This is a genomic window from Cedecea sp. P7760 (assembly GCF_013386425.1).
GTDB lineage: Bacteria > Pseudomonadota > Gammaproteobacteria > Enterobacterales > Enterobacteriaceae > Cedecea > Cedecea selenatireducens.
The window spans coordinates 160,075-186,734 of sequence record NZ_JACARU010000008.1 but is presented as its reverse complement, the minus strand read 5'-3'; the positions used below and the strand labels follow the sequence as shown (position 1 = coordinate 186,734).

Annotated in this window: 26 protein-coding genes; 20 read left to right on the top strand and 6 right to left on the bottom strand. The window is 54.0% G+C overall.

The window, feature by feature from the left end; translation table 11 throughout:
• Positions 1 to 2: 2 nt before the first annotated feature.
• Positions 3 to 995 (bottom strand): aspartate--ammonia ligase, encoded by a 993-nt coding sequence (asnA, locus tag HX778_RS03710; RefSeq protein WP_176981317.1) that lies wholly within the window; start codon positions 993 to 995, stop codon positions 3 to 5.
• Positions 996 to 1,150: 155 nt separating this feature from the next.
• On the opposite strand from asnA, the gene asnC reads away from it, so the two are divergent.
• From asnC to phoU, 20 genes are all read left to right on the top strand, one after another.
• Entirely contained in the window at positions 1,151 to 1,609 is a 459-nt protein-coding gene (gene asnC, locus HX778_RS03705) for a transcriptional regulator AsnC (RefSeq protein WP_008457765.1), read from the top strand.
• 89 nt (positions 1,610 to 1,698) lie between these two features.
• Positions 1,699 to 2,148 carry an FMN-binding protein MioC gene (gene mioC / locus HX778_RS03700; RefSeq protein ID WP_038477302.1) on the top strand — a complete coding sequence of 150 codons (450 nt, stop codon included), beginning with the start codon at positions 1,699 to 1,701 and terminating at the stop codon, positions 2,146 to 2,148.
• Positions 2,149 to 2,518: 370 nt separating this feature from the next.
• Positions 2,519 to 4,408 carry a tRNA uridine-5-carboxymethylaminomethyl(34) synthesis enzyme MnmG gene (gene mnmG, locus HX778_RS03695; RefSeq protein ID WP_038477305.1) on the top strand — a complete coding sequence of 630 codons (1,890 nt, stop codon included), beginning with the start codon at positions 2,519 to 2,521 and terminating at the stop codon, positions 4,406 to 4,408.
• A 56-nt stretch (positions 4,409 to 4,464) separates the two neighbouring features.
• Positions 4,465 to 5,088, top strand: coding sequence for a 16S rRNA (guanine(527)-N(7))-methyltransferase RsmG (gene rsmG, locus HX778_RS03690; RefSeq protein ID WP_176981316.1), 624 nt, complete (start codon positions 4,465 to 4,467; stop codon positions 5,086 to 5,088).
• Between the two features lie 617 nt (positions 5,089 to 5,705).
• Positions 5,706 to 6,086: a F0F1 ATP synthase subunit I gene (gene atpI, locus HX778_RS03685; RefSeq protein WP_038477311.1), complete on the top strand. Its 381-nt coding sequence runs from the start codon at positions 5,706 to 5,708 to the stop codon at positions 6,084 to 6,086.
• 8 nt (positions 6,087 to 6,094) lie between these two features.
• Positions 6,095 to 6,913 (top strand): F0F1 ATP synthase subunit A, encoded by an 819-nt coding sequence (gene atpB, locus HX778_RS03680; RefSeq protein WP_038477314.1) that lies wholly within the window; start codon positions 6,095 to 6,097, stop codon positions 6,911 to 6,913.
• Between the two features lie 47 nt (positions 6,914 to 6,960).
• Positions 6,961 to 7,200, top strand: coding sequence for a F0F1 ATP synthase subunit C (gene atpE / locus HX778_RS03675; RefSeq protein WP_000429386.1), 240 nt, complete (start codon positions 6,961 to 6,963; stop codon positions 7,198 to 7,200).
• A 61-nt stretch (positions 7,201 to 7,261) separates the two neighbouring features.
• Positions 7,262 to 7,732: a F0F1 ATP synthase subunit B gene (gene atpF / locus HX778_RS03670; protein WP_038477317.1), complete on the top strand. Its 471-nt coding sequence runs from the start codon at positions 7,262 to 7,264 to the stop codon at positions 7,730 to 7,732.
• 14 nt (positions 7,733 to 7,746) lie between these two features.
• Positions 7,747 to 8,280 carry a F0F1 ATP synthase subunit delta gene (gene atpH / locus HX778_RS03665; protein WP_038477318.1) on the top strand — a complete coding sequence of 178 codons (534 nt, stop codon included), beginning with the start codon at positions 7,747 to 7,749 and terminating at the stop codon, positions 8,278 to 8,280.
• Positions 8,281 to 8,292: 12 nt separating this feature from the next.
• Positions 8,293 to 9,834, top strand: coding sequence for a F0F1 ATP synthase subunit alpha (gene atpA / locus HX778_RS03660; RefSeq protein WP_008457747.1), 1,542 nt, complete (start codon positions 8,293 to 8,295; stop codon positions 9,832 to 9,834).
• Positions 9,835 to 9,885: 51 nt separating this feature from the next.
• Complete coding sequence (gene atpG / locus HX778_RS03655) at positions 9,886 to 10,749, top strand: F0F1 ATP synthase subunit gamma (protein WP_038477322.1); 864 nt, start codon at positions 9,886 to 9,888, stop codon at positions 10,747 to 10,749.
• 156 nt (positions 10,750 to 10,905) lie between these two features.
• Entirely contained in the window at positions 10,906 to 12,288 is a 1,383-nt protein-coding gene (atpD, locus tag HX778_RS03650) for a F0F1 ATP synthase subunit beta (RefSeq protein ID WP_038477325.1), read from the top strand.
• 19 nt (positions 12,289 to 12,307) lie between these two features.
• The gene (locus tag HX778_RS03645; RefSeq protein WP_038477328.1) at positions 12,308 to 12,727 is read left to right on the top strand and encodes a F0F1 ATP synthase subunit epsilon; all 420 of its coding nucleotides are present in this window, start codon (positions 12,308 to 12,310) and stop codon (positions 12,725 to 12,727) included.
• A 297-nt stretch (positions 12,728 to 13,024) separates the two neighbouring features.
• Complete coding sequence (gene glmU / locus HX778_RS03640) at positions 13,025 to 14,395, top strand: bifunctional UDP-N-acetylglucosamine diphosphorylase/glucosamine-1-phosphate N-acetyltransferase GlmU (protein WP_038477331.1); 1,371 nt, start codon at positions 13,025 to 13,027, stop codon at positions 14,393 to 14,395.
• 241 nt (positions 14,396 to 14,636) lie between these two features.
• Entirely contained in the window at positions 14,637 to 16,466 is a 1,830-nt protein-coding gene (glmS, locus tag HX778_RS03635) for a glutamine--fructose-6-phosphate transaminase (isomerizing) (RefSeq protein ID WP_176981315.1), read from the top strand.
• A gap of 239 nt (positions 16,467 to 16,705) precedes the next feature.
• The gene (pstS, locus tag HX778_RS03630) at positions 16,706 to 17,746 is read left to right on the top strand and encodes a phosphate ABC transporter substrate-binding protein PstS (protein WP_016538819.1); all 1,041 of its coding nucleotides are present in this window, start codon (positions 16,706 to 16,708) and stop codon (positions 17,744 to 17,746) included.
• A gap of 64 nt (positions 17,747 to 17,810) precedes the next feature.
• Positions 17,811 to 18,773, top strand: coding sequence for a phosphate ABC transporter permease PstC (gene pstC / locus HX778_RS03625; protein WP_038477339.1), 963 nt, complete (start codon positions 17,811 to 17,813; stop codon positions 18,771 to 18,773).
• Positions 18,770 to 19,660, top strand: a complete 891-nt coding sequence (gene pstA / locus HX778_RS03620; RefSeq protein WP_038477343.1) for a phosphate ABC transporter permease PstA — start codon at positions 18,770 to 18,772, stop codon at positions 19,658 to 19,660. The genes pstC and pstA overlap by 4 nt, the downstream gene beginning before the upstream one ends.
• A 47-nt stretch (positions 19,661 to 19,707) precedes the next feature.
• Entirely contained in the window at positions 19,708 to 20,481 is a 774-nt protein-coding gene (gene pstB, locus HX778_RS03615; protein ID WP_008457722.1) for a phosphate ABC transporter ATP-binding protein PstB, read from the top strand.
• Between the two features lie 12 nt (positions 20,482 to 20,493).
• Positions 20,494 to 21,219: a phosphate signaling complex protein PhoU gene (gene phoU, locus HX778_RS03610; RefSeq protein ID WP_008457720.1), complete on the top strand. Its 726-nt coding sequence runs from the start codon at positions 20,494 to 20,496 to the stop codon at positions 21,217 to 21,219.
• A gap of 96 nt (positions 21,220 to 21,315) precedes the next feature.
• On the opposite strand, the gene yiiM is transcribed toward phoU, so the two are convergent.
• The 5 genes from yiiM to flhA all read right to left on the bottom strand — a co-directional run bounded on the left by yiiM (position 21,316) and on the right by flhA (position 26,561).
• Positions 21,316 to 21,993: a 6-hydroxyaminopurine reductase gene (gene yiiM, locus HX778_RS03605; RefSeq protein ID WP_176981314.1), complete on the bottom strand. Its 678-nt coding sequence runs from the start codon at positions 21,991 to 21,993 to the stop codon at positions 21,316 to 21,318.
• Positions 21,994 to 22,071: 78 nt separating this feature from the next.
• Positions 22,072 to 22,692, bottom strand: a complete 621-nt coding sequence (gene sodA / locus HX778_RS03600) for a superoxide dismutase [Mn] (protein ID WP_038477349.1) — start codon at positions 22,690 to 22,692, stop codon at positions 22,072 to 22,074.
• A gap of 274 nt (positions 22,693 to 22,966) precedes the next feature.
• Entirely contained in the window at positions 22,967 to 23,935 is a 969-nt protein-coding gene (locus HX778_RS03595) for a chemotaxis protein (RefSeq protein WP_176981313.1), read from the bottom strand.
• 150 nt (positions 23,936 to 24,085) lie between these two features.
• Positions 24,086 to 24,430 (bottom strand): HNH nuclease YajD, encoded by a 345-nt coding sequence (yajD, locus tag HX778_RS03590; RefSeq protein ID WP_176981312.1) that lies wholly within the window; start codon positions 24,428 to 24,430, stop codon positions 24,086 to 24,088.
• Positions 24,431 to 24,476: 46 nt separating this feature from the next.
• A complete protein-coding gene (flhA, locus tag HX778_RS03585; protein ID WP_176981311.1) occupies positions 24,477 to 26,561 on the bottom strand; it encodes a formate hydrogenlyase transcriptional activator FlhA in 2,085 nt (694 codons plus the stop codon).
• Between the last annotated feature and the right edge of the window lie 99 nt (positions 26,562 to 26,660).

The window sequence follows — 26,660 nt, the reverse complement described above, 5'->3', positions numbered from 1 at the left end:
GCTTACAGCAGGTCGCTAACCTTAGTCTGAACTTCTGGTGACCAGACGCCGCACTGAACCTGGCCGATGTGCGGCAGCTGCAGCAGCAACATTGTCAGGCGAGACTGGCCGATACCGCCGCCGATGGTTTGCGGCATCTCGCCTTTTACCAGCGACTGGTGCCACTCCAGCTGGAGCCTGTCTTCATCTCCGGTGGTCGCCAGCTGGCGCTTCAGGGTTTCTGCATCCACGCGGATCCCCATAGAAGAGAGCTCTAACGCATCTTCCAGCACCGGGTTCCAGACCAGAATATCGCCGTTCAGACCCGCCAGCCCGCCTTCACCGCTCGTTGACCAGTCATCATAATCCGGGGCGCGAACGTCATGACGCTTCCCGTCCGACAGCTTGCCGCCGATACCTATCAAGAAGACGGCCCCAAGCTCTTTAGCAATAGCGCGCTCGCGGCCTTTCGCATCCAGGCCCGGAAAGCGCTGCAGCAGCGTTTCGCTATGAACAAAATGGATTTTCTCCGGCAGGAAGGCGGCCAGGCCAAACCGTTCGCTAACCTCAGCCTCGGTAGCTTTAATTGCCGACCAGATGCTCTCTACGGTTTGTTTTAGCGTGCCGGTGTGGCGTTCGCCATCGCCCATCACGCGTTCCCAGTCCCACTGGTCAACATAGACCGAGTGAATAGGGGATAAACGGTCTTCATCGGGGCGAAGGGCTTTCATGTGCGTGTAAAGCCCTTCGCCCGCGCTGAAGTCATGCCGGCCTAGCGTTTTTCTTTTCCATTTGGCCAGCGAATGCACCACTTCAAACTGCGCCTGCGGCAAGGTTTTCACCTTTACCTGCACTGCTTTCTCGCTGCCAGAAAGGTTGTCCTGTGTACCATCGCCCACGCGGCTGAGGATCGGCGCCTGGACTTCAATCAGGCCAAGCTTCTCTTCCAGCTGACGGGAGAAATGGGTTTTCACAAAACTAATCTGACGTTGTTTAGCAATCCAGGCGGTTTTCATGGCTTTTCTCTTTGTTGTGTTGTTTCTGTCATCGATTAAGCAACAGAAACGCCATCACATTCAATAATCAACAATAAAAAAGGCCAGCCTCTTTTTAATCGACGAATTTAAGGCTATAAAAAATGGAGAATCGGCATTTATCATAGGAAAAAGTGATGGATAATTATCAAATCGACAATCTCGATCGCGGGATACTTGAAGCATTAATGGCAAATGCGCGCACCGCCTATGCGGAACTGGCCAAGCAGTTTGGCGTCAGCCCCGGCACCATTCACGTTCGCGTAGAGAAAATGAAGCAGGCCGGGATTATTACCGGCGCGCGCATCGATATCAGCCCGAAGCAGCTTGGCTATGACGTCTGCTGCTTTATCGGCATTATTTTAAAGAGCGCGAAAGACTACCCCTCCGCCCTGACCAAGCTGGAAAACCTGGATGAGGTGACCGAGGCTTACTACACCACGGGCCACTACAGCATCTTTATTAAGGTGATGTGCCGATCCATTGATGCCCTCCAGCAGGTACTTATCAACAAGATCCAAACAATCGATGAAATTCAGTCCACCGAGACGCTGATCTCACTGCAGAACCCGATCATGCGCACCATCCGCCCCTGAGGCCTAATTTTAATACCCATATTATCCACAGGTAGATCCCCGCTCTTTCACAGCGTACAATACGCGACGATTTGAAAAGGCGGGACACAATGGCTGATATCACTCTGATTAGCGGCAGTACGCTCGGTAGTGCCGAATATGTAGCAGAACATCTGGCAGAGAAGCTTGAAGAAGCAGGGCATGGCACCGAAATGCTGCACGGCCCTCTTTTAGACGATCTTAAAACCAGCGGTATCTGGCTTGTGGTCTCCTCTACGCACGGTGCTGGCGATCTGCCGGACAACCTTCAGCCTTTCTATGACGCTATAAATGAACAGCGCCCGGATCTGAGCGGAGTAAGCTATGGTGCGATCGGGATCGGCAGCCGTGAATACGACACCTTTTGCGGTGCAATAGAGAAGATCGACCTGCTGCTGACCGAATGCGGCGCCTCTCGATTAGGATCCTTGCTCAAAATTAACATCCTCGATCACGACATTCCTGAGGATCCGGCCGAGATTTGGGTCGGTTCATGGATTAATTTACTCCCTGAAGTGTAAAGATTGCGCGATCAGATGTGGATAAGTCTGGTTAAAAGCTTGGGTTAAGCGGTAGTTATCCCAATAACAACTGCTGTTCACTTTTTGAGTTGTGCATAAACCCCTATTCTGATCCCAGCTTATACGGAGTGGGATCACCGGAAGTACACAGCAAACGATCCTTTCCAGGTTATTGATCCTAAAATGGATAAATGGCTTATCCACAGAGGTGGTCGATCCTAATAAGAGATCATAATAAAGAGATCTTTAAATAAAAAAGATCTTCTTTTAATTACCGAAGATCCCGACGCTTTCTCGAAAGACTAAAGTTGAGTAGAATCCCCAGCCCGGGAAGTCACAAACCCTCATTCGCGAAACCGAGGCAGTTACCATGTTTTATCCAGATCCTTTTGACGTCATCATCATCGGCGGGGGTCATGCAGGCACAGAGGCGGCAATGGCCGCAGCTCGTATGGGTCAGCAGACCCTGCTTCTGACACACAATATCGACACGCTGGGACAAATGTCCTGTAACCCGGCTATCGGCGGTATTGGCAAGGGACATTTGGTTAAGGAAGTGGACGCCCTCGGTGGCCTGATGGCAACCGCGATCGATCATGCAGGCATTCAGTTTAGGATACTAAACGCCAGCAAAGGCCCGGCAGTCCGCGCTACTCGTGCTCAGGCAGACCGCGTGCTTTACCGCCAGGCCGTTCGCACCGCGTTGGAAAACCAACCCAACCTGATGATTTTCCAGCAGGCGGTTGAAGATCTTATCGTTGAGAACGATCGGGTTGTAGGCGCAGTGACCCAGATGGGCCTTAAATTCCGTGCAAAAGCGGTTGTGCTCACCGTAGGGACCTTCCTGGACGGTAAGATCCACATCGGGCTGGATAACTACAGCGGTGGCCGGGCAGGCGATCCCCCGTCGATCCCGCTATCACGTCGCTTACGTGAACTGCCTCTGCGTGTAAGCCGCCTGAAAACAGGCACGCCTCCACGTATTGACGCCCGCACCATAGATTTCAGCGTACTTGCTCCACAGCATGGGGATAACCCAATGCCGGTCTTCTCGTTCATGGGGAACGTGAACCAGCACCCAGAGCAGGTACCTTGCTACATCACCCATACCAACGAGCAGACCCATGAGGTTATTCGCAATAATCTCGACCGCAGCCCAATGTATGCGGGGATTATCGAAGGTATTGGTCCTCGCTACTGCCCTTCTATCGAAGACAAAGTGATGCGTTTCGCCGATCGTAACGCGCACCAAATCTTCCTGGAGCCTGAAGGGCTGACCAGCAATGAGATTTACCCTAACGGGATCTCCACCAGCCTGCCGTTCGACGTTCAGATGCAGATCGTCCGCTCTATGAAGGGCATGGAGAATGCGAAGATCGTTCGTCCTGGCTACGCGATTGAGTACGACTTCTTCGATCCGCGCGATCTGAAACCGACGCTGGAAAGTAAGTTTATTCAGGGCCTGTTCTTTGCTGGCCAGATTAACGGCACCACCGGTTACGAAGAAGCGGCTGCTCAAGGCCTGCTTGCCGGTCTGAACGCCGCCCGCTTCTCTGCTGAGAAAGAGGGCTGGGCCCCACGTCGCGACCAGGCATACCTTGGCGTGCTGGTGGACGACCTGTGTACGCTGGGTACCAAAGAACCGTACCGCATGTTTACCTCTCGGGCTGAATACCGCCTGATGCTGCGTGAAGACAACGCCGATCTGCGTTTGACCGCGGCAGGTCGTGAACTTGGGCTGGTGGATGATGCCCGCTGGGCTCGCTTCAACGACAAGCTTGAGATGATCGAGCGTGAACGTCAGCGCCTGAAAGACATTTGGCTGCATCCGCACTCTGAGCAGGTGGAAGAAGTGAATGCTCAACTTAGCGCACCGCTTTCGAAAGAAGCCAACGGCGAAGATCTGCTGCGCCGGCCGGAAATGACCTATGCTTCGATGATGCAGCTCTCCACTTTCGCACCAGGGCTGGAAGATCCTCAGGCCGCCGAGCAGGTTGAGATCCAGGTTAAATACGAAGGCTACATCGCGCGCCAGCAGGATGAGATTGAAAAACAGCAGCGCAATGAGAATACTGTGCTGCCTGCAACGCTCGACTATAGCCAGGTGAGCGGGCTGTCTAACGAAGTGATCGCCAAGCTTAACGATCACAAACCGGTTTCTATTGGCCAGGCATCGCGCATTTCGGGTATTACCCCTGCGGCAATCTCTATTTTGCTTGTCTGGCTTAAAAAACAAGGGCTGCTGCGACGCAGCGCCTAAAAACAGAAAACAACAGGCCAGGCTTTCCTGGCCTCTTTTTTTGATGGGTTTACGACGTGCTGACTAAATTATCTCGCCTGCTGAAAGAAGCGGGCATCACCCTCCCTGAAAATCAGCAGCAGCAGCTGGTGGGCTATGTTTCGCTGCTCGACAAATGGAACAAGGCCTACAACCTCACTTCGGTGCGTAATCCTGATGAAATGCTGGTGCGCCATATTCTTGACAGCATTGTGGTTGAACCGCATTTACAGGGAAGCCGGTTTATCGACGTGGGCACAGGCCCTGGTCTGCCGGGCATCCCGCTGGCCATTGTTCGCCCTGATTCGCATTTCACCCTGCTGGACAGCCTCGGCAAGCGCGTCAGGTTCCTGCGCCAGGTGCAGCACGAGCTGAAGCTTGAGAACATCACGCCGGTCCAAAGCCGGGTCGAAGATTTCCCGGCAGAGCCGCCGTTTGACGGCGTCATCAGCCGTGCTTTTGCCTCGCTTAGCGACATGGTGAACTGGTGTCACCACCTGCCTGCGGAAAACGGAAGGTTCTATGCGCTGAAAGGGGTACGTCCGGATGAAGAGATTACCGAACTGCCTGTCGGATTTTCTGTTGAAAATATCGTCAAACTCAACGTGCCGAGCCTGGAAGGGGAGAGGCATTTGGTGCTGATTAAGGCAAACAAAACTTAATATTTATCAAAAAACGGCGCGATTGAAATGTTTCACTGAGGTTAAAAAAAGAGGGGGTTGCCGATGAAATGCCTGGTTACATTTAACCAAAATTTAACTCGGAATCATCCTGTTTTTAACCTCAGGGTGATTGGTTACCAGGATAATAATTTTATTTGAAAATATCATCCGACTAAAATACGCCGAAAAACGACCTGCTTCGTATGTTAAAAGTTTAACTGGAATGTCAATGAAAGGTTTTAATGATGTTTCGGCGTGTTTTAAACAGAGTGCACATTAATCAGCTTAATTATCAGTCATCTGTAATTAGTGCTTTCTTAGGCTGCAAAATAACGCCTGACGATAAGATGTCTAATTTGTGATCGTGTGCACGCTTTGCTGTCTGGGATTTCGGCTTATTTGCACTTTTTGAGGAAGCCGATGCGATTCACCAAAAGTCAGAAAATGGCTGTGCAGAAAATTATTTAAACATTTGTTCACCTTTTCGCTACTTATTGTTTGAAATCACTGGGCCGCACCGTATAATTTGCTCGCTTTTTGAGGCTTGACTCAGCGTCGCAAAGACAGTTTTATACGACACGCGACATACCTCATAGGTAGCAGGAGTTAGAAACGTCATGTCTGTGTCGCTCTTGAGTAAGAACGTAGCCCGCAAGCTTCTGTTCATCCAACTTCTGGCTGTAGTAGCAATTGGACTGCTGTTTTGCCTTAAAGGCCTCGCTTGGGGCGCTTCTGCCATCGGCGGGGGCATGGCGGTTTGGCTGCCAAACGTGCTGTTTATGATTTTTGCCTGGCGCCATCAGGCGCATACACCCTCAAAAGGCCGTGTGGCCTGGACATTCGCCTTCGGCGAAGTGCTGAAGGTGATTGCGACCTTTATCATTCTGGTGGTGGCGCTGGCGTACTTTAAGGCGGTGGTATTGCCGCTAATAGTGACGTGGGTTTCGGTGCTGGTTGTGCAGATACTCGCACCAGCTGTAATTAACAACAAAGGGTAAGAGGCATCATGTCTGCAGGAGAAATCTCTACACCGCAGGAGTATATAGGTCACCACCTGAATAACCTTCAGTTGGACCTGCGTACTTTCTCGCTGGTGGATCCGCATAACCCCCCGGCTACCTTCTGGACGCTCAACATCGACTCCATGTTCTTCTCAGTATTTCTGGGTCTGGTGTTCCTGGTGTTGTTCCGTAAAGTGGCGAAAACCGCAACCAGCGGCGTCCCGGGTAAATTCCAGACTTTTGTAGAGCTGATTATTGGCTTTGTGCATGGCAGCGTGAAAGACATGTACCATGGCAAAAGCAAGGTTATCGCTCCACTGGCTCTGACGATTTTCGTCTGGGTCTTCCTGATGAACGTGATGGACCTGTTGCCTATCGATCTGCTGCCATACATTGGCGAGCACATCTTTGGCCTGCCAGCCCTGCGTGTGGTGCCGTCTGCGGACGTGAATATCACCCTCTCTATGGCGCTGGGCGTGTTTGTCCTCATTCTGTTCTACAGCATCAAAATGAAAGGCATTAGCGGCTTCACGAAAGAGCTGACGCTGCAGCCGTTCAATCACTGGGCATTTATTCCATTCAACTTAATCCTTGAAGGGGTAAGCCTGCTGTCCAAACCTGTTTCACTGGGTCTGCGACTTTTCGGCAACATGTATGCCGGTGAGCTGATTTTCATTCTGATTGCTGGCCTGCTGCCGTGGTGGTCACAGTGGATTCTGAATGTGCCTTGGGCCATTTTCCACATCCTGATTATTACGCTGCAAGCCTTCATCTTCATGGTTCTGACGATCGTCTATCTGTCGATGGCGTCTGAAGAACATTAATTTACTTACCACTACTGCGTTTAACTGAAACAAACTTGGAGACTGTCATGGAAAACCTGAATATGGATCTGCTGTACATGGCTGCCGCTGTGATGATGGGTCTGGCGGCAATCGGTGCTGCGATCGGTATCGGCATCCTCGGGGGCAAATTCCTGGAAGGCGCTGCACGCCAACCAGATCTGATTCCACTGCTGCGTACTCAGTTCTTTATCGTAATGGGTCTGGTGGATGCAATCCCAATGATCGCTGTTGGTCTGGGTCTGTACGTGATGTTCGCCGTCGCTTAGTGAGCGATGTTTGAGTCATCTGGCAATATCAGAACGTTAACTAACAAAGAGGCATTGTGCTGTGAACATTAACGCAACAATCCTCGGCCAGGCCATCGCGTTTGTCCTGTTTGTTCTGTTCTGCATGAAGTATGTATGGCCGCCTTTAATGGCAGCCATTGAGAAACGTCAAAAAGAAATTGCTGACGGTCTTGCTTCTGCTGAACGTGCTCACAAGGACCTTGACCTTGCACAGGCCAACGCGACCGACCAGCTGAAAAAAGCCAAAGCGGAAGCTCAGGTGATCATTGAGCAGGCGAACAAACGCCGTGCCCAGATCCTTGATGAAGCGAAAACTGAGGCAGAGCAGGAACGTAATAAAATCGTTGTACAGGCTCAGGCAGAAATCGACGCTGAGCGTAAACGCGCTCGTGAAGAGCTGCGTAAGCAGGTCGCTCTGCTGGCTATTGCCGGTGCCGAGAAGATAATCGAACGTTCCGTAGATGAAGCTGCTAACAGCGACATCGTCGATAAACTGGTCGCTGAACTGTAAGGAGGGAGGGGCTGATGTCTGAATTTGTAACTGTAGCTCGCCCCTACGCCAAAGCAGCTTTTGACTTTGCCGTCGAACACCAGAGCATTGATCGCTGGCAGAACATGCTGGCGTTTGCTGCCGAGGTAACGAAAAACGAACAAATGGAAGAGCTCCTTTCCGGTGCATTGGCACCCGAAACGCTCGCAGATTCGTTCATCGCCATTTGCGGCGAGCAGCTGGACGCCAACGGCCAGAACCTGATTAAGGTGATGGCTGATAATGGTCGTCTAAAAGCGCTCCCGGATGTTCTCGAGCAGTTTGCGCATTTACGCGCGCTGAGTGAAGCGATTGCAGAGGTTCAGGTAACTTCTGCTGCTGAACTGAGTAATGAGCAACTCGCGAACATCACGACCGCAATGGAAAAACGTCTGTCACGCAAAGTTAAGCTGAATTGCAAAATCGATAAGTCTGTTATGGCGGGCGTTATCATCCAGTCGGGTGATATGGTCATTGACGGTAGCGTACGCGGCCGTCTTGAACGCCTTGCAGACGTCTTGCAGTCTTAAGGGGACTGGAGCATGCAACTGAATTCCACCGAAATCAGCGAACTGATCAAGCAGCGCATTGCTCAGTTCAATGTTGTGAGTGAAGCTCACAACGAAGGTACAATTGTTTCTGTAAGTGACGGTATTATCCGCGTTCACGGCCTGGCCGATTGTATGCAGGGTGAGATGATTTCCCTGCCGGGAAACCGTTACGCTATCGCACTGAACCTGGAGCGCGACTCCGTAGGTGCTGTAGTTATGGGTCCATACGCTGACCTTGCCGAAGGCATGAAAGTTAAGTGTACTGGCCGTATTCTGGAAGTACCGGTCGGCCGCGGCCTGCTGGGCCGTGTGGTGAACACCCTGGGTGCACCAATTGACGGTAAAGGTCCAGTTGATAACGATGGCTTCTCGCCAATCGAAGTTATCGCACCGGGCGTAATCGAACGTCAGTCCGTCGACCAGCCGGTTCAGACCGGTTATAAATCCGTCGATGCGATGATTCCAATCGGCCGTGGCCAGCGTGAGCTGATCATCGGTGACCGTCAGACCGGTAAAACCGCGATGGCAATCGATGCCATCATCAACCAGCGTGACTCCGGCATCAAATGTGTGTACGTGGCTATCGGCCAGAAAGCGTCCACCATTTCTAACGTGGTTCGTAAACTGGAAGAGCACGGTGCACTGTCCAACACTATCGTTGTTGTGGCGACTGCGTCTGAATCTGCTGCACTGCAATACCTGGCACCATATGCCGGTTGCGCAATGGGCGAATACTTCCGTGACCGCGGTGAAGATGCGCTGATCGTATACGATGACCTGTCCAAACAGGCTGTTGCTTATCGTCAGGTTTCCCTGCTGCTTCGTCGTCCACCAGGTCGTGAAGCATTCCCAGGCGACGTGTTCTACCTCCACTCCCGTCTGCTGGAGCGCGCATCCCGCGTTAACGCGGAATACGTGGAAGCTTTCACCAAAGGTGAAGTTAAAGGTAAAACCGGCTCCCTGACCGCTCTGCCGATCATCGAAACCCAAGCGGGTGACGTTTCTGCGTTCGTTCCGACCAACGTAATTTCCATTACCGATGGTCAGATCTTCCTGGAAACCAACCTGTTTAACTCCGGTATTCGTCCGGCGGTTAACCCAGGTATTTCGGTATCTCGTGTTGGTGGTGCTGCTCAGACTAAGATCATCAAGAAACTGTCCGGTGGTATCCGTACCGCGCTGGCACAGTATCGTGAACTGGCTGCGTTCTCTCAGTTCGCATCCGATCTGGACGAAGCAACCCGCAAACAGCTGAGCCACGGTCAGAAAGTGACCGAGCTGCTGAAACAGAAACAGTATGCCCCAATGTCTGTTGCACAGCAGGGCCTGGTGCTGTTCGCGGCTGAACGCGGTTACCTCGAAGACGTGGAACTGGCGAAAATCGGTAGCTTCGAAGCCGCTCTGCTGGCTTACGCTGACCGTGATCACGCTCCGCTGATGCAAGAAATTAACCAGACCGGTGGCTATAACGACGAGATCGAAGGCAAGCTGAAAGGCATCCTCGACTCCTTTAAAGCAACCCAGTCCTGGTAACGTCTTAGCGGCCTGTCTTAGGACAGGCCGCGAGGCATTGAGGAGAAGCTCATGGCCGGCGCAAAAGAGATACGTAGTAAGATCGCAAGCGTCCAGAACACGCAGAAGATCACCAAAGCGATGGAGATGGTCGCCGCTTCCAAAATGCGTAAATCGCAGGATCGCATGGCGGCCAGCCGTCCTTATGCAGATACCATGCGCAAAGTGATTGGTCACCTTGCGAACGGTAATCTGGAATATAAGCACCCATACCTGGAAGAACGCGACGTTAAGCGCGTGGGCTACCTGGTGGTGTCGACCGATCGTGGTTTGTGCGGCGGTTTGAACATTAACCTGTTCAAAAAAGTGCTGGCGGATATGAAAGAGTGGTCCGATAAGGGCGTTCAGAGCGAACTCGCGATGATCGGCTCTAAAGGCGTATCTTTCTTCAACTCCGTTGGCGGCAACGTGGTTGCTCAGGTTACCGGCATGGGAGATAACCCTTCCCTGTCTGAACTGATCGGCCCGGTGAAAGTGATGCTGCAAGCCTACGACGAAGGTCGTCTGGACAAGCTGTACGTTGTCAGCAACAAATTTGTCAACACCATGTCTCAGGTTCCGACCATCACTCAGCTGCTGCCGTTACCGGCATCAGAAGATGAGGATCTGAAGCGTAAATCCTGGGACTACCTGTACGAACCGGATCCGAAAGCGCTGCTGGACACCCTGCTGCGTCGTTATGTCGAATCGCAGGTTTATCAGGGCGTCGTAGAAAACCTGGCCAGTGAGCAGGCCGCGCGTATGGTGGCGATGAAAGCCGCAACCGATAACGGCGGTAGCCTGATTAAAGAGCTGCGGTTGGTCTACAACAAAGCTCGTCAGGCAAGCATTACTCAGGAACTTACCGAAATCGTCGGTGGCGCGTCCGCGGTTTAACCAGGTTATTACCCTAAATAGTTCGGTTTGCAGAAAGGCGGCAACTGAGCGAATCCTCAAGAGCTTACTTAAGTAAGTGACCGGGGTGAGGGAAGGCAGTCAACGCATCTGCAAATTGAAATATGACGGGTAAACGAATTACGTAGAGGATTCAAGATGGCTACTGGAAAGATTGTCCAGGTAATCGGCGCCGTGGTGGACGTCGAGTTCCCTCAGGACGGCGTACCGCGCGTTTATGACGCGCTTGAGGTACAGAACAACAGTGAGAAGCTGGTGCTGGAAGTTCAGCAGCAGCTCGGTGGTGGTATCGTGCGTACCATCGCAATGGGTTCTTCCGACGGTCTGCGTCGTGGTCTGGTAGTGACAGACCTCGAGCACCCGATCGAAGTCCCGGTAGGTAAAGCGACCCTTGGCCGTATCATGAACGTGCTGGGTCAGCCGATCGACATGAAAGGCGACATCGGCGAAGAAGACCGTTGGGCGATTCACCGTGCAGCACCTTCCTACGAAGAGCTGTCCAGCTCTCAGGAACTGCTGGAAACCGGCATCAAAGTTATCGACCTGATTTGTCCGTTCGCTAAGGGCGGTAAAGTAGGTCTGTTCGGTGGTGCGGGCGTAGGTAAAACCGTAAACATGATGGAGCTGATCCGTAACATCGCGATCGAGCACTCCGGTTACTCCGTGTTTGCAGGCGTGGGTGAGCGTACTCGTGAGGGTAACGACTTCTACCACGAAATGACCGACTCCAACGTTCTGGACAAAGTAGCGCTGGTTTACGGCCAGATGAACGAGCCACCAGGTAACCGTCTGCGCGTAGCGCTGACCGGTCTGACCATCGCGGAAAAATTCCGTGACGAAGGCCGCGACGTTCTGCTGTTCGTTGATAACATCTACCGTTATACCCTGGCCGGTACCGAAGTATCTGCCCTGCTGGGTCGTATGCCTTCTGCGGTAGGTTACCAGCCTACGCTGGCAGAAGAGATGGGTGTTCTTCAGGAGCGTATTACCTCCACCAAGACCGGTTCTATCACCTCCGTACAGGCCGTTTACGTTCCTGCGGATGACTTGACTGACCCGTCTCCGGCGACCACCTTTGCGCACCTGGACTCAACCGTTACGCTGAGCCGTCAGATCGCATCTCTGGGTATTTACCCGGCAGTAGACCCGCTGGACTCCACCAGCCGTCAGCTTGATCCGCTGGTTGTTGGTCAGGAGCACTACGACACCGCGCGTGGCGTTCAGTCCATCCTGCAGCGTTACCAGGAACTGAAAGACATCATCGCGATTCTGGGTATGGACGAACTGTCCGAAGAAGACAAACTGGTTGTAGCACGTGCGCGTAAGATCCAGCGCTTCCTGTCTCAGCCGTTCTTCGTAGCAGAAGTCTTTACCGGTTCTCCAGGCAAATACGTTTCGCTGAAAGACACCATCCGTGGCTTTAAAGGCATCATGGACGGCGAATACGACCATCTGCCAGAGCAGGCGTTCTACATGGTTGGCTCCATCGACGAAGCCGTTGAGAAAGCGAAAAAACTTTAACGCCTAATCGGAGGGTGACATGGCTATGACTTACCACCTGGACGTCGTCAGCGCGGAGCAGCAAATGTTCTCCGGTCTGGTCGAGAAGATCCAGGTAACGGGTAGCGAAGGCGAGCTGGGTATTTTCCCAGGCCACGCGCCGCTGCTCACCGCCATTAAGCCTGGTATGATTCGCATCGTTAAGCAGCACGGACATGAAGAGTTTATCTACCTGTCCGGCGGTGTTCTGGAAGTGCAGCCGGGTAACGTAACCGTCCTGGCTGACACCGCGATTCGCGGCCAGGATCTCGACGAAGCGCGTGCCCTGGAAGCGAAACGCAAAGCTGAAGAGCACATGCATAGCTCCCACGGTGACGTGGATTACGCTCAGGCTTCTGCTGAACTGGCTAAAGCGATCGCCAAACTGCGCGTTATCGAGTTAACCAAAAAAGCGATGTAACTACCTGCTTGAAAAGACAAATGCCAGTCCGGGAAACCTGACTGGCATTTTTTTTATCTTTCAACTTTATTCCGCCTTCAAAATAATTGTAAAACCAGCGAGATAGCGTGGTCTGCGGGGTGTGTTGGCACCATTTTGACCTTAAATCCCATGGATTCTGCCGCCGTTACTGCTATAAAAGACTCAGATAACATTATGGCGGTTAAATTAGCAGCAACGTATTTTTTGGTGCAAAATATGTAGAATTTTCAAGGCTAAATCGCTTTACTTCACACACTAAACAGATTCAGGACACGTATGTCAAACAGCGCAATGAGCGTGGTTATCCTTGCCGCAGGCAAAGGGACCCGCATGTACTCAGATCTTCCTAAGGTGCTGCACACGCTGGCCGGGAAGCCAATGGTTCAACATGTCATTGATGCCGCGAATAAATTAGGCGCCCAGCGGGTTAACCTGGTGTATGGCCACGGCGGCGATCTGCTCAAACAGACCCTGAACGATGAGGCCCTCAACTGGGTGCTGCAGGCTGAGCAGTTGGGAACCGGCCACGCCATGCAGATGGCGGCCCCGTTCTTTGCCGATGACGAAGATATTCTGATGCTGTACGGCGATGTGCCGCTGATCTCGGTGGAGACTTTGCAGCGCCTGCGTGAAGCCAAACCGCAGGGTGGCATCGGCCTGCTGACCGTTAAGCTGGACGACCCTACCGGCTATGGCCGCATTGCGCGGGAAAATGGCAAGGTCGTTGGCATCGTTGAGCATAAAGACGCCAGCGAAGAGCAGCGTAAAATCAACGAAATCAACACCGGGATTCTGGTGGCTAACGGCGCAGACCTGAAGCGCTGGCTTGGTAAGCTGGATAACAACAACGCCCAGGGCGAGTTCTACATCACGGACATTATTGCCCTGGCCCACGGAGAAGGGCGCGAAATCGCCGCCGTTCATCCGGATCGCCTGAGTGAAGTCGAAGGCGTAAATAACCGCCTGCAGCTCTCTCGTCTGGAACGTGTCTTCCAAACGGAACAGGCCGATAAGCTGCTGCTGGCTGGCGTGATGCTGCGCGATCCGGCTCGTTTCGATCTGCGCGGTGAATTAACGCACGGGCGCGATGTTGAAATCGATACTAATGTCATTGTGGAAGGCCGCGTGGCGCTGGGCAACCGCGTGAAGATCGGGACCGGCTGCGTGATTAAAAACGCGGTTATCGGCGATGACTGCGAAATCAGCCCATATACGGTTATCGAAGATGCGACGCTTGAAGCCGCCTGCACCATCGGGCCATTTGCCCGCCTGCGTCCTGGTGCCGAACTGGCGGAAGGTGCTCACGTTGGCAACTTCGTCGAGATGAAGAAAGCGCGCCTGGGTAAAGGCTCTAAAGCGGGCCATCTGAGCTACCTCGGTGATGCCGAAATTGGCGACAACGTGAATATTGGCGCAGGTACCATCACCTGTAACTACGACGGTGCGAATAAACACAAAACCATTATCGGTGACGACGTGTTTGTGGGCTCTGATACCCAGCTGGTGGCGCCGGTTACCGTGGCGAGTGGCGTTACGATTGGCGCCGGGACGACCGTCACGCGTGACGTGGCTGAAAATGAACTGGTGATCAGTCGCGTAAAACAGAAGCACATCCAGGGCTGGCAGCGTCCGGTGAAGAAAAAGTAACGGATTTATACCCCTCACCCTAATCCTCTCTCCACAGGAGAGAGGGGATCGTTCGGTGCGGTGTTTTTCTCCCTCGCCCCTTTGGGGAGAGGGTCGGGGTGAGGGGATAACATAATCCTCCCCCCCAAGGCAGTAACCATAAAAATAACCCCACTCTCTACAAGGCTCGGGGCTCCGGAAAACCGGAAAAAACAGGTCAGCGACAACACATGGCTAACGCCATTATCAGGACTTAAAAATTATGTGTGGAATTGTTGGCGCAGTAGCGCAACGCGATATCGCTGAAATCCTTCTTGAAGGACTACGTCGTCTGGAATACCGCGGGTATGACTCGGCGGGCCTGGCGGTCGTGGACGACAAAGGCCAGATGACTCGTCTGCGCCGTCTGGGTAAGGTGCAGAAGCTGGCGGAAGCCGCGGAAGAAACCGCTCTGCATGGCGGCACCGGTATCGCTCACACTCGCTGGGCAACGCACGGCGAACCTTCAGAAATTAACGCTCACCCACATGTTTCCGACCACATCGTAGTGGTACACAACGGTATCATCGAAAACCATGAACCGCTGCGCGAAGTGCTGCAATCTCGCGGCTACACGTTTGTTTCACAGACCGATACCGAAGTTATTGCTCACCTGGTGCACTGGGAGCTGGAACAGGGCGGCACGCTGCGCGAGGCGGTACTTCGTGCTATCCCACAGCTTCGCGGCGCTTACGGCACCGTTATCATGGACACCCGTAACCCGGAGGTTCTGCTGGCCGCTCGTTCCGGTAGCCCGATGGTGATTGGCCTGGGCATGGGCGAAAACTTTATCGCTTCTGACCAACTGGCGCTGCTGCCGGTGACCCGTCGCTTTATCTTCCTGGAAGAGGGCGATATCGCCGAAGTGACCCGCCGCGCGGTCACTGTTTTTGATACCAAAGGCGAGCAGGTTAAGCGCCCGGACATCGAATCTAATCTGCAGTATGACGCTGGCGACAAAGGCATTTATCGTCACTACATGCAGAAAGAGATCTACGAGCAGCCGAACGCCATCAAAAACACCCTTGCCGGGCGTATCAGCCACGGCGAAGTGGATTTGACGGAGCTGGGGCCAAAAGCCAATGAAATGCTCTCTCAGGTCGAGCATATTCAAATCGTAGCCTGCGGCACCTCCTATAACTCAGGTATGGTTTCCCGCTACTGGTTTGAATCGCTGGCCGGCGTGCCTTGTGATGTCGAAATCGCCTCTGAATTCCGCTACCGCAAATCTGCCGTGCGCCGCAACAGCCTGATGATCACCCTTTCCCAGTCTGGCGAAACGGCGGACACCCTGGCGGCGCTGCGCCTCTCCAAAGAGCTGGGCTATCTTGGTTCACTGGCGATTTGTAACGTGGCTGGCTCTTCTCTGGTGCGCGAATCCGACCTGGCGCTGATGACCAATGCCGGCACGGAAATCGGCGTGGCTTCAACCAAAGCGTTCACCACCCAGCTCACCGTGCTGCTGATGCTGGTGGCGAAGCTGAGCCGTCTGAAGGGTGCTGACGCTAAAATTGAGCAAGATATCGTGCATGGCCTGCAGGCGCTGCCAAGCCGTATCGAGCAGATGCTGTCCCAGGACAAACGCATTGAAGCATTAGCAGAAGATTTCTCCGACAAACATCATGCGCTGTTCCTTGGCCGTGGCGATCAGTATCCGATCGCCATGGAAGGCGCGCTGAAGCTCAAAGAGATCTCCTACATTCACGCCGAAGCCTATGCGGCCGGCGAGCTGAAGCACGGCCCGCTGGCGCTGATCGACGCTGATATGCCGGTTATCGTTGTGGCGCCGAACAACGAGCTGTTGGAAAAACTGAAATCCAACATCGAAGAAGTTCGCGCCCGCGGCGGCCAGCTGTATGTCTTTGCCGACCGTGACGCAGGTTTTACCAGCAGCGACAACATGCACATCATCGAGATGCCGCATGTGGAAGAGGTGATTGCCCCAATCTTCTACACCGTGCCGCTGCAGCTGCTGTCCTACCACGTGGCGCTGATCAAAGGCACCGACGTGGACCAGCCGCGTAACCTGGCGAAATCGGTAACAGTGGAATAAGCTGTTGTCATAAATGTTGAAGAATAAGCTGCCTACGGGCAGCTTTTTTATTGCCCGCTTGTTGAGTTTAACTATTTGATTTTTATTCGAATAATAAGTGTGTTTGGCTTAGGTATTATTGCAGGTCTGCATTGTCATAAAACCGTCATAATTCGTACATTTAACTGTCACCAAACTGTCCTATTTTCTACCCTGTATTTAATTAAACAACAATTTACGAACATCTGGCAGGAGACATTATGAACGTTATGCGTACCACTGTCGCAACTGTTGTCGCCGCGACCTTATCTCTGAGCGCTTCTACTGCGTTTGCAGCTGCAAGCCTGACTGGCGCTGGTGCAACTTTCCCTGCGCCGGTGTATGCCAAGTGGGCAGATACCTACCAGAAAGAAACTGGTAACAAGGTGAACTACCAGGGTATCGGTTCCTCCGGCGGCGTGAAGCAAATCATTGCTAACACCGTTGACTTCGGCGCTTCTGACGCCCCTCTGGCGGATGACAAATTACAGCAAGAAGGCCTGTTCCAGTTCCCTACCGTGATCGGCGGCGTGGTGCTGGCGGTTAACCTGCCGGGCTTCAAGTCTGGCGAACTGGTGCTGGACGGCAAAACCCTGGGTGACATCTACCTGGGCACCATCAAAAAATGGAACGACCCGGCGATTGCTAAGCTGAACCCAGGCCACAAGCTGCCGGATCAGAACATCGCGGTTGTTCGTCGTGCTGACGGCTCCGGTACTTCCTTCGTGTTCACCAGCTACCTGGCTAAAGTGAACGAAGAGTGGAAAACCAAAATCGGCGCAGGCTCTACCGTTAACTGGCCAACCGGCCTGGGCGGTAAAGGTAACGACGGCATCGCGGCCTTCGTACAGCGTCTGCCTGGCTCTATCGGCTACGTTGAATACGCTTACGCTAAGCAAAACAACCTGACCTACACCAAGCTGCTGTCCGCTGACGGTAAGCCGGTTAGCCCGACCGAAGCAAACTTTGCTAACGCGGCTAAAGGCGCTGACTGGAGCAAATCCTTCGCACAGGATCTGACCAACCAGAAAGGTGACGAAGCGTGGCCAATCACCTCCACCACCTTCATCCTGGTCCACAAAGAGCAGAAAAACCCTGAGCAGGGCGCAGAAGTGCTGAAGTTCTTTGACTGGGCATACAAATCTGGCGCGAAAGAAGCTAACGCCCTGGATTACGCAACGCTGCCGGCCTCTGTGGTTGAGCAAGTTCGCGCTGCATGGAAGACCAATGTAAAAGACAGCTCCGGTAAGGCGCTGTACTAAGTGCAAAAATCTGGGGTAACAGGTATGTTACCCCGGTTTATTCAGCAACCACGAAGAGTACGCTATGGCTGTGACTAAGCCGACGTTTAAAGCCCCCGGCAAACAAGGCGATGTAATTTTCAGTGCGCTAGTAAGACTGGCTGCGCTGATTGTGCTATTTCTGCTGGGTGGGATTATCATCTCGCTGTTTATCTCCTCGCTGCCGAGCATTGAGAAGTTTGGCTTCTCCTTCCTCTGGTCCAAAGAGTGGGATGCCCCTAATGAAGTCTTCGGCGCGCTGGTGCCGATTTACGGAACCCTCGTGACCTCGTTTATCGCGCTGCTGATTGCGGTGCCGGTGAGCTTTGGTATCGCCCTGTTCCTGACAGAACTTGCGCCTGGCTGGCTGAAGCGCCCGCTGGGTATCGCCATTGAGCTGCTGGCGGCCATTCCAAGTATCGTGTACGGCATGTGGGGCCTGTTTATCTTTGCTCCGCTGTTCGCGACTTACTTCCAGCAGCCGGTAGGCGACGTGCTGTCTGCCGTGCCTATCGTTGGCGCGCTGTTCTCTGGCCCTGCGTTTGGTATCGGTATTCTTGCCGCCGGTGTGATCCTCGCTATTATGATCATCCCGTACATCGCCTCCGTAATGCGCGATGTTTTCGAGCAAACGCCGGTGATGATGAAAGAGTCGGCCTACGGCATCGGTTGCACCACCTGGGAAGTTATCTGGCGCATCGTTCTTCCGTTCACCAAAAATGGCGTGATCGGCGGCGTGATGCTCGGCCTTGGCCGTGCGCTGGGTGAAACCATGGCGGTGACCTTTATTATCGGTAACACCTACCAGCTCGACAGCGCCTCGCTGTATATGCCGGGCAACAGCATTACCTCCGCGCTGGCAAACGAATTCGCCGAAGCGGAATCTGGCCTGCATACCGCCGCGCTGATGGAGCTTGGCTTAATCCTGTTTGTGATTACCTTTATCGTACTGGCTATTTCTAAGTTCATGATTATGCGCCTGGCGAAAAACGAAGGGGCTCGCTCATGACCACGATGGAAATGCAAAGCAGCGCGGCGCTGGCTGAATCGCGCCGTAAAATGCAGGCTCGTCGCCGCATGAAAAACCGCATTGCCCTGACGCTCTCTATGGCGACGATGGCGTTCGGCCTGTTCTGGCTGGTATGGATCCTGTTCTCGACGGTGACCCGTGGTATCGACGGTATGTCGCTGGCGCTGTTTACCGAAATGACGCCTCCGCCAAATACCGCGGGCGGTGGCCTGGCGAACGCCCTGGCGGGCAGCGGCCTGCTGATCCTGTGGGCGACGGTTATCGGCACGCCTCTGGGCATCATGGCCGGGATTTATCTGGCGGAGTACGGGCGTAAATCTGCGCTGGCCGAAGTGATTCGTTTTATTAACGACATTCTTCTGTCCGCGCCGTCGATTGTGGTCGGCCTGTTCGTTTACACCATCGTGGTGGCGAAAATGGAACACTTCTCCGGCTGGGCGGGCGTGATTGCGCTGGCGCTGCTGCAGGTGCCAATCGTCATTCGTACCACCGAAAACATGCTGAAACTGGTACCGGACAGCCTGCGCGAAGCGGCCTACGCGCTGGGAACACCAAAATGGAAGATGATCTCCGCGATTACGCTGAAAGCGTCCGTCTCCGGGATTATCACCGGCGTGCTGCTGGCAATTGCCCGTATCGCGGGCGAAACCGCACCGCTGCTCTTTACCTCCCTCTCCAACCAGTTCTGGAGCACGGACATGATGCAGCCTATCGCCAACCTGCCGGTGACCATTTTCAAATTTGCTATGAGCCCGTTTGCCGAGTGGCAACAGCTGGCCTGGGCAGGGGTGCTGATCATTACCCTCTGCGTACTGCTGCTGAACATTCTGGCGCGCGTGATTTTCTCGAAGAGTAAACACGGTTAAATTTTACGGCGCGGCCCTCGCGGCGCCGGACGGAGATTAAGACACAGATGAGTAAGGTTGATTTAGCCCCAGGCAAAATCCAGGTTCGTGACCTGAACTTCTACTACGGTAAGTTCCACGCCCTGAAGAACATCAATCTGGATATCGCGAAGAACCAGGTTACCGCCTTCATTGGGCCGTCAGGCTGTGGTAAATCCACCCTGCTGCGTACCTTTAACAAAATGTACTCGCTCTACCCGGAGCAGCGTGCAGAAGGCGAAATCCTGCTGGATGGGGAAAATATCCTCACCCAGAGCCAGGACATCGCCCTGCTGCGTGCCAAAGTCGGTATGGTCTTCCAGAAGCCGACGCCGTTCCCGATGTCCATCTATGACAACATCGCTTTTGGCGTGCGTCTGTTTGAAAAGCTGTCCCGGAGCGACATGGATGAGCGCGTACAGTGGGCGTTGACGAAAGCCGCGCTGTGGAACGAAACTAAAGATAAACTGCACCAGAGCGGCTACAGCCTCTCCGGTGGTCAGCAGCAGCGTCTGTGCATTGCTCGCGGGATCGCGATTCGCCCGGAAGTGTTGCTGCTGGACGAGCCGTGTTCGGCGCTTGACCCGATTTCAACCGGGCGTATTGAAGAGCTGATCACCGAGCTGAAAGAAGACTATACCGTAGTGATCGTGACCCACAACATGCAGCAGGCGGCGCGTTGTTCTGACCACACGGCGTTTATGTACCTCGGCGAGCTGATCGAATTCAGCGAGACCGATACGCTGTTTACTACGCCAGCGAAGAAACAAACCGAAGATTACATTACTGGCCGCTACGGTTGATTGGAGAGCGCGATGGATAACCTCAACTTAAACAAACATATTTCTGGCCAGTTCAACGCCGAGCTGGAGTACATCCGTACTCAGGTGATGACGATGGGCGGGCTGGTGGAACAGCAGCTCTCCGACGCGATCACCGCGATGCACAACCAGGACAGCGAGCTGGCGAAGCGCGTTATCGCCGGTGACCAAAAGGTCAACATGATGGAAGTGGCGATCGATGAAGCCTGCGTGCGCATCATCGCCAAACGCCAGCCAACCGCCAGCGACCTGCGCCTGGTGATGGCCATCATCAAAACCATCGCCGAGCTGGAACGTATTGGTGACGTAGCGGATAAAATCTGCCGCACCGCGCTGGAGAAATTCTCCCAGCAGCACCAGCCACTGCTGGTCAGCCTCGAGTCGCTGGGGCGCCACACCGTGCAAATGCTGCACGACGTGCTGGACGCTTTCGCACGTATGGATCTGGATGAAGCGGTACGTATCTACCGCGAAGACAAGAAAGTTGACCAGGAATATGAAGGTATCGTGCGTCAGCTGATGACCTACATGATGGAAGACTCCCGCACCATTCCAAGCGTGCTGACCGCGCTGTTCTGCGCCCGTTCCATCGAGCGTATCGGTGACCGTTGCCAGAACATCTGCGAATACATCTTCTACTTCGTGAAGGGGCAGGACTTCCGTCACGTGGGCGGCGATGAGCTGGACAAGCTGCTGGCGGGTAAAGACCCGAAAGAGTAAGTGCACTTCTTTCCCCCCTCTCCCCAAAGGGGAGAGGGCCGGCACATCTTTTTTCTCCCTCGCCCCCTTTGGGGAGAGGGCTGGGGTGAGGGGCAGTTACTTCCCGAGCAAACGCCGCGAATTATCCTCTATCTTTCTTGAAATACGCCTTTTCTGCATCGTTCTGCTCCAGCTCACCGACAACCCAGCCGCCGACAAAAGCCGATGATATTGCGAATCATCAAACGGCATATGCCAGGCAATGGCGATAGCTTCTGCCACCGTCACGTCGCTAACGCGTGAAACCAGCTCCAGCGGCGCATCGGCAGAAACATTCCCTGCCAGAATCACGCGATAAAGCCAGCCGCAGTAGCCTGCTTCCTGCATCCGCGCCGCCATATCCTCTACGACAAAATGGTAGTTAAGCTTAAAGCACGGCGAGCGAGGCTGGGTCACCTGAATCAGCGCCTCACCCCAGCGGTAAATATCGCCCATATAGACGTTCTTTTCCGTCATCCCTTGCGTAGACAGGTTTTCGCCGAAGGCCGGGGCATTAAACAGATCCGCCTTATCCGGGAAGATTTGCGCCCAATGCTGATAATGCTCGCGCGGATAGTGGCACAGCGCCCTGTCTGGCCCGCCGTGAATCACCTTCTCCGCCTGTTGATCGCCCTCAAGCCCAGTCTCGGTTAAGCGAAGCTCGCCGTCCACCTGAACCTTGGCGATGGCGCTGGGCCGGCTCCCTTCGTAATCACGAATCTGGCCAGCGTAAACCTGAAGCGGATAGCGGTGCATAAGCGACTCCCTGCGTTGTGCTACGGACATAAAAAAAGCGAGCCATCAGGCTCGCTTCTCTAAGGTCGTATTGCAACCTTATTTTTTAGCGGCGAAACGGGCTGCTGCTTCGTCCCAGTTAACCACGTTCCAGAACTCTTTTGCGTAGTCCGGGCGACGGTTCTGGAATTTCAGGTAGTAAGCGTGTTCCCAAACGTCCAGGCCCACAATCGGGAAGCCGGAAGCGCCGGAGATAGCTTCGCCCATCAGCGGGCTGTCCTGGTTTGCAGTAGACACTACGGCCAGTTTGTCGCCTTTCAGCACCAGCCACGCCCAGCCGGAGCCGAAACGGGTAGCTGCAGCTTTTTCGAACTCAGCTTTGAACGCGTCAACGCTGCCGAAATCACGCTCGATAGCGGCTTTCAGGTCACCTTTCAGCTCGGTGCCTTTTTTCAGGCCTTTCCAGAAGAAGCTGTGGTTAGCGTGGCCGCCGGCGTTGTTACGCAGCGCGGTTTTCTTATCAGCAGGCAGCTGATCCAGTTTGGTAATCAGCTCTTCAGCAGACAGGCTGGCAAACTCAGGCAGGGATTCCAGCGCGGCGTTCGCGTTGTTAACGTAGGCCTGGTGGTGTTTGCTGTGGTGGATTTCCATGGTTTCTTTATCGAAATGCGGTTCCAGCGCGTCGTAAGCGTAAGGCAGGGATGGCAGTGTATAGCTCATATTCATCGTCTCCATTAACGTAGAGCGGCTGTAGTGCTGTTAACGCCGCGTAATCAGTCGGTTCATTATAGTTAATTAAATGATATTGAAAATGTTTATCAATGCCGTACTTAGCGTGTGGTTATAACTTTTCTTCATGAAACCACGGCTTACGGCTATAACGCAGCGGGTAAAAAGCTTTGTGCTGAGGGTAAGTGAAACGTGTTACCCGAGCATGACGGGGGAATAAAAAGAGGCATAACGGCTCCACCTTTAGGCAGAGCCGGAATCTTTATTATTGACGGGCGGCGTCTTCCAGCGCTTTGTGGATCACGGCAGAAAGCTCGACCACGTCGAACTTCGCAACGTAGCCGTTGGCACCGACTTTACGCACGTGATCTTCGTTGGCGCTGCCGGAAAGCGAGGAGTGAATCACCACCGGGATATGCTTAAGCGTTGGCTCGGTTTTGATGTTGCGGGTCAGGGTAAAACCGTCCATTTCCGGCATCTCGATATCGGTCAGCACAAGGCCGATTTTATCGGTTATCGGCGTGCCGGAGGCTTTGGCATCGGCGGCAATAGCTTTGATTTTTTCCCAGGCTTCCAGGCCGGTGGCGTGCATGATGGCCGGAATGCCCATCCCCTTCAGGCCCTGCTCCAGCATCGAACGCGCGACTTTGGAATCTTCGGCAACGATAGCCACCGCGCCCGGCTTCAGGGTATAGGTTTTCTCTTCAATCGCGGCAATGTTCACATCTCTCCCGGACGGGATGATGTCATAGAGGATCTGCTCCACGTCCAGCACCAGCGCCAGGTCTTTACCGGTCAGCGGATCGTCAATATTGGCGATGCTGGTGATATTGCGGCTGCTGACCCCGGCTTCGGCGGCGTGCACCTGGCTCCAGTCGAGGCGAATAATATTCTCCACGGACTCCACGGCAAAAGCCTGGGTGCTGCGGGCATATTCGGTGATCAGTAATAAATTTAAGCCAGTCTTAGGCGTGCAGCCGGTCACGGCGGGAAGGTCGATGACCGGGATAATCTGGTCGCGAATATTGGCCATCCCCAGCAGCGGCGACTCCATGCCTGCGGCACGATTAATCTTCGGCATGGGCACAATTTCACGCAGCTTAAAGACGTTGATGCCGTACAGCTCGGACTTGCTGTCGTGCTGGCCTGTGCCTAAGCGGAACAGCAGCAGCTCGAACTTGTTGGATAACGCCAGGTTGGCCCTTTCATCGATATCTTTCTGAAAACTATCCATTTTAACCTCAAGTGATAACCCGGCCTCAGAACCCAACCGTACGGAGTGAATGCTTGTATAAGTTATCGGCAGCAGCAGGAAAAAATGAAGGGAGAAGGTGAAATGATTTCGTTTAGAGGGAAGTGACTCCCTCTCAACGGATAGCGCTTACTACTTCTTGTTCAGCATCGCTTTCAGGTCGGCAAATGGATTATAGGTCGCTTCGCCCACGTCCTTTTGCGCATCCTCGCCGGCAATCACCCTCGAGCCGTACTGGTCTGCTTCGGTGTATTTCGAATGCTCATGATCGTGGCAATACAGGCATAAAAGCTCCCAATTGCTGCCATCTTCCGGGTTATTGTTATGATCGTGATCCATATGATGAACGGTCAGCTCGCGCAAATTGGAATACACAAACTCGCGGGAGCAGCGGCCACACACCCACGGGAAAAGCTTCAGCGCCTTTTCGCGGTAGCCGCTTTCCAGCCGCGTATAGTTCTTGGGAATAATTGCCATGATTCAGGTTCCAGACAAAAAATGTAGGGTTATGCCCAGTTTCCGGCTAAAGCGCGTCTTTATCAATCCCCAGACGCTTCATCCGCGAAAGTAACGTGGTGCGCTTCAGCCCTAAACGCTGAGCCGCGCCGCGAGGCCCGGCAACGACGCCGTTTGCCTCTTTCAGCACGCGCAGGATGCGCTGATACTCGTCTTCATCTTCACGTATCTCTTCGCTGGCGAGGCCAGACAGCGTTCGCTCAACTGACGGATGGTAGTCCACCTCCGGCAGCGAAAGATGCAGAACGTTGCCGCGCGTCAGCAGCACGGCGCGCTCAATCACGTTTTCCAGCTCACGCACGTTACCCGGCCACTCCATGCGGCTCAGGGCGCGCAGCGTTTCCGCCGGAATACTGTCGATGTTGCGGTTCAGGCGGCGGGCGATTTTAAAGGTGAAGGATTTCACCAGCAGAGGGATGTCCTCCGGGCGCTCGCGCAGCGGCGGCAGGGTGATAGGGAAAACGTTCAGCCGATAGTAAAGGTCGCTGCGGAACTCGCGGTCGGCCACCATCTCTTTCAGGTTACGGTTGGTGGCGGCTATCAGGCGCACGTCCACTTCCTGGACTTTATTGCTGCCGAGGCGCTCGAATTCCTGCTCCTGCAGCACGCGCAGCAGCTTGGGCTGAAGCTCAAGCGGCATATCACCGACTTCGTCCAGGAACAGCGAGCTTTTGTCCGCCAGCTCAAAGCGGCCGATGCGCTGATTATTGGCTCCGGTAAACGCCCCACGCTCGTGGCCGAACAAATCGCTCTCCAGCAGCCCGGCGGGCATTGCGGCGCAGTTGATCTTCACCATCCGGCGGCCGTTGCGCTCGCTCAGGTTATGGATTGCGCGGGCAATCAGCTCTTTGCCGGTGCCGGTTTCGCCGAGGATCAGCACGGTGCTATCGCTGCTGGCGACCATCTCTACCTGTTTGAGCACGATAGACATCGCCTCGCCGCGGCCGATAATCTCGCCAAAATCGCTGTCGACGTTATTAATTTGCTCGGTGAGATAGAGGTTTTCATCCACCAGGTTTTCTTTCAGGCGGTTGATTTCCTGATAGGCAAGGGCGTTATCCACCGCAATCGCGATACGTTCGGCAATCTGGCGCAGCAGCTTCAGGTTGGCCGGCGTAAAGCCCTGTTCGCTGCACCTGGCCAGCTTCAGCACGCCCAGCATATTGTTGCCAAACTTCAGCGGCAGCAGGCAAAGCATCTGCGGTTTGTTGTCCCACATCTCGAGCAGCATCCGCTCATACGGTGCCAGCTTGTCGCCGGGGCAAAGGTTGAGCAGCAGCATCTCGCCGCTTTTAAAGACCCGCTCCGAAAGGGTGCCGGTCTCAAGGACATCGCTCTGATCGTGAATCGGCGAGGCTTCATCAACAAAGTGGGTGGAATAGAGCGTGAGCCGCGACTTGCGGCTGCTTTTCAGCACAATGCTGATGGAATCAATGGCGAAGTGGTAGTGAATCTCGCGGGCAATCTCGCTTATCAGCTCGTCCAGATCCAGCTTCGACAGCACGGCGTTGGTGACGGCCACCAGAATGCGAAAGTCGTCGCGTTCGCGGCACAGCAGCTGATGATCGTGGCTCGAGTTAAGCCGGGTTTGGATCTGCTCGGTCACCAGGCCTACGATCTGCGCCAGGGTGTAAAGTCGGTTAAGTTCTTTTTCGGTCCAGGCATCCGCCCTGTCGCGAATAAATTCGCAGCCGCCGAAAATCTTGCCTTCTGAAGCCAGCGGCAGCAGGCCGTAGCGGCCAAAAGGGGCGTACAAATCAAGGCTCGCCATCTGCGGCCAGGTTTCATCAAACTCCTGCTGGCTGCAAATTAGCGCCTCCGGGCGCGACAGCATGCGGCGCACCGGGCCGTTGGCCAGCGCCATTTCATCTTCGTAGTGCAGTCCCTTGCCGTGTTTATCCTTACCGTAAAAACTCACCCGTTGGTGCTGGGGATGGTAAAGCAGGATATTTACGCGATCGGCCAGCGCGCCCTGTTTCACCAGCTGCGTCAGGCTGCTGGCGAGTTCGTTGAGATCGGGCTGCTGCAGCAGCGTACGGGTAATATCAAATAACCCCTGCTGCCCGAGATCGCTCATCGGCGTGTATGACATGTTTGCTTTCCATTGAAATGCCCCGCGGCGGGCGCAGGGCTAAAAGATTTTATTAATATAAATATTTTTTAAGTTTAGTCGGCGTGAGGTGATTGCGTA

What these genes read in the sequence shown, in the direction of transcription:
- asnA (WP_176981317.1), bottom strand. Translation starts at nt 995, where the DNA reads ATGAAAACCGCCTGGATTGCTAAACAACGTCAGATTAGTTTTGTGAAA.
- asnC (WP_008457765.1), top strand. Translation starts at nt 1,151, where the DNA reads ATGGATAATTATCAAATCGACAATCTCGATCGCGGGATACTTGAAGCA.
- mioC (WP_038477302.1), top strand. Translation starts at nt 1,699, where the DNA reads ATGGCTGATATCACTCTGATTAGCGGCAGTACGCTCGGTAGTGCCGAA.
- mnmG (WP_038477305.1), top strand. Translation starts at nt 2,519, where the DNA reads ATGTTTTATCCAGATCCTTTTGACGTCATCATCATCGGCGGGGGTCAT.
- atpI (WP_038477311.1), top strand. Translation starts at nt 5,706, where the DNA reads ATGTCTGTGTCGCTCTTGAGTAAGAACGTAGCCCGCAAGCTTCTGTTC.
- atpB (WP_038477314.1), top strand. Translation starts at nt 6,095, where the DNA reads ATGTCTGCAGGAGAAATCTCTACACCGCAGGAGTATATAGGTCACCAC.
- atpE (WP_000429386.1), top strand. Translation starts at nt 6,961, where the DNA reads ATGGAAAACCTGAATATGGATCTGCTGTACATGGCTGCCGCTGTGATG.
- atpH (WP_038477318.1), top strand. Translation starts at nt 7,747, where the DNA reads ATGTCTGAATTTGTAACTGTAGCTCGCCCCTACGCCAAAGCAGCTTTT.
- atpA (WP_008457747.1), top strand. Translation starts at nt 8,293, where the DNA reads ATGCAACTGAATTCCACCGAAATCAGCGAACTGATCAAGCAGCGCATT.
- atpG (WP_038477322.1), top strand. Translation starts at nt 9,886, where the DNA reads ATGGCCGGCGCAAAAGAGATACGTAGTAAGATCGCAAGCGTCCAGAAC.
- atpD (WP_038477325.1), top strand. Translation starts at nt 10,906, where the DNA reads ATGGCTACTGGAAAGATTGTCCAGGTAATCGGCGCCGTGGTGGACGTC.
- HX778_RS03645 (WP_038477328.1), top strand. Translation starts at nt 12,308, where the DNA reads ATGGCTATGACTTACCACCTGGACGTCGTCAGCGCGGAGCAGCAAATG.
- glmU (WP_038477331.1), top strand. Translation starts at nt 13,025, where the DNA reads ATGTCAAACAGCGCAATGAGCGTGGTTATCCTTGCCGCAGGCAAAGGG.
- glmS (WP_176981315.1), top strand. Translation starts at nt 14,637, where the DNA reads ATGTGTGGAATTGTTGGCGCAGTAGCGCAACGCGATATCGCTGAAATC.
- pstS (WP_016538819.1), top strand. Translation starts at nt 16,706, where the DNA reads ATGAACGTTATGCGTACCACTGTCGCAACTGTTGTCGCCGCGACCTTA.
- pstC (WP_038477339.1), top strand. Translation starts at nt 17,811, where the DNA reads ATGGCTGTGACTAAGCCGACGTTTAAAGCCCCCGGCAAACAAGGCGAT.
- pstA (WP_038477343.1), top strand. Translation starts at nt 18,770, where the DNA reads ATGACCACGATGGAAATGCAAAGCAGCGCGGCGCTGGCTGAATCGCGC.
- pstB (WP_008457722.1), top strand. Translation starts at nt 19,708, where the DNA reads ATGAGTAAGGTTGATTTAGCCCCAGGCAAAATCCAGGTTCGTGACCTG.
- phoU (WP_008457720.1), top strand. Translation starts at nt 20,494, where the DNA reads ATGGATAACCTCAACTTAAACAAACATATTTCTGGCCAGTTCAACGCC.
- yiiM (WP_176981314.1), bottom strand. Translation starts at nt 21,993, where the DNA reads ATGCACCGCTATCCGCTTCAGGTTTACGCTGGCCAGATTCGTGATTAC.
- sodA (WP_038477349.1), bottom strand. Translation starts at nt 22,692, where the DNA reads ATGAGCTATACACTGCCATCCCTGCCTTACGCTTACGACGCGCTGGAA.
- HX778_RS03595 (WP_176981313.1), bottom strand. Translation starts at nt 23,935, where the DNA reads ATGGATAGTTTTCAGAAAGATATCGATGAAAGGGCCAACCTGGCGTTA.
- yajD (WP_176981312.1), bottom strand. Translation starts at nt 24,430, where the DNA reads ATGGCAATTATTCCCAAGAACTATACGCGGCTGGAAAGCGGCTACCGC.
- flhA (WP_176981311.1), bottom strand. Translation starts at nt 26,561, where the DNA reads ATGTCATACACGCCGATGAGCGATCTCGGGCAGCAGGGGTTATTTGAT.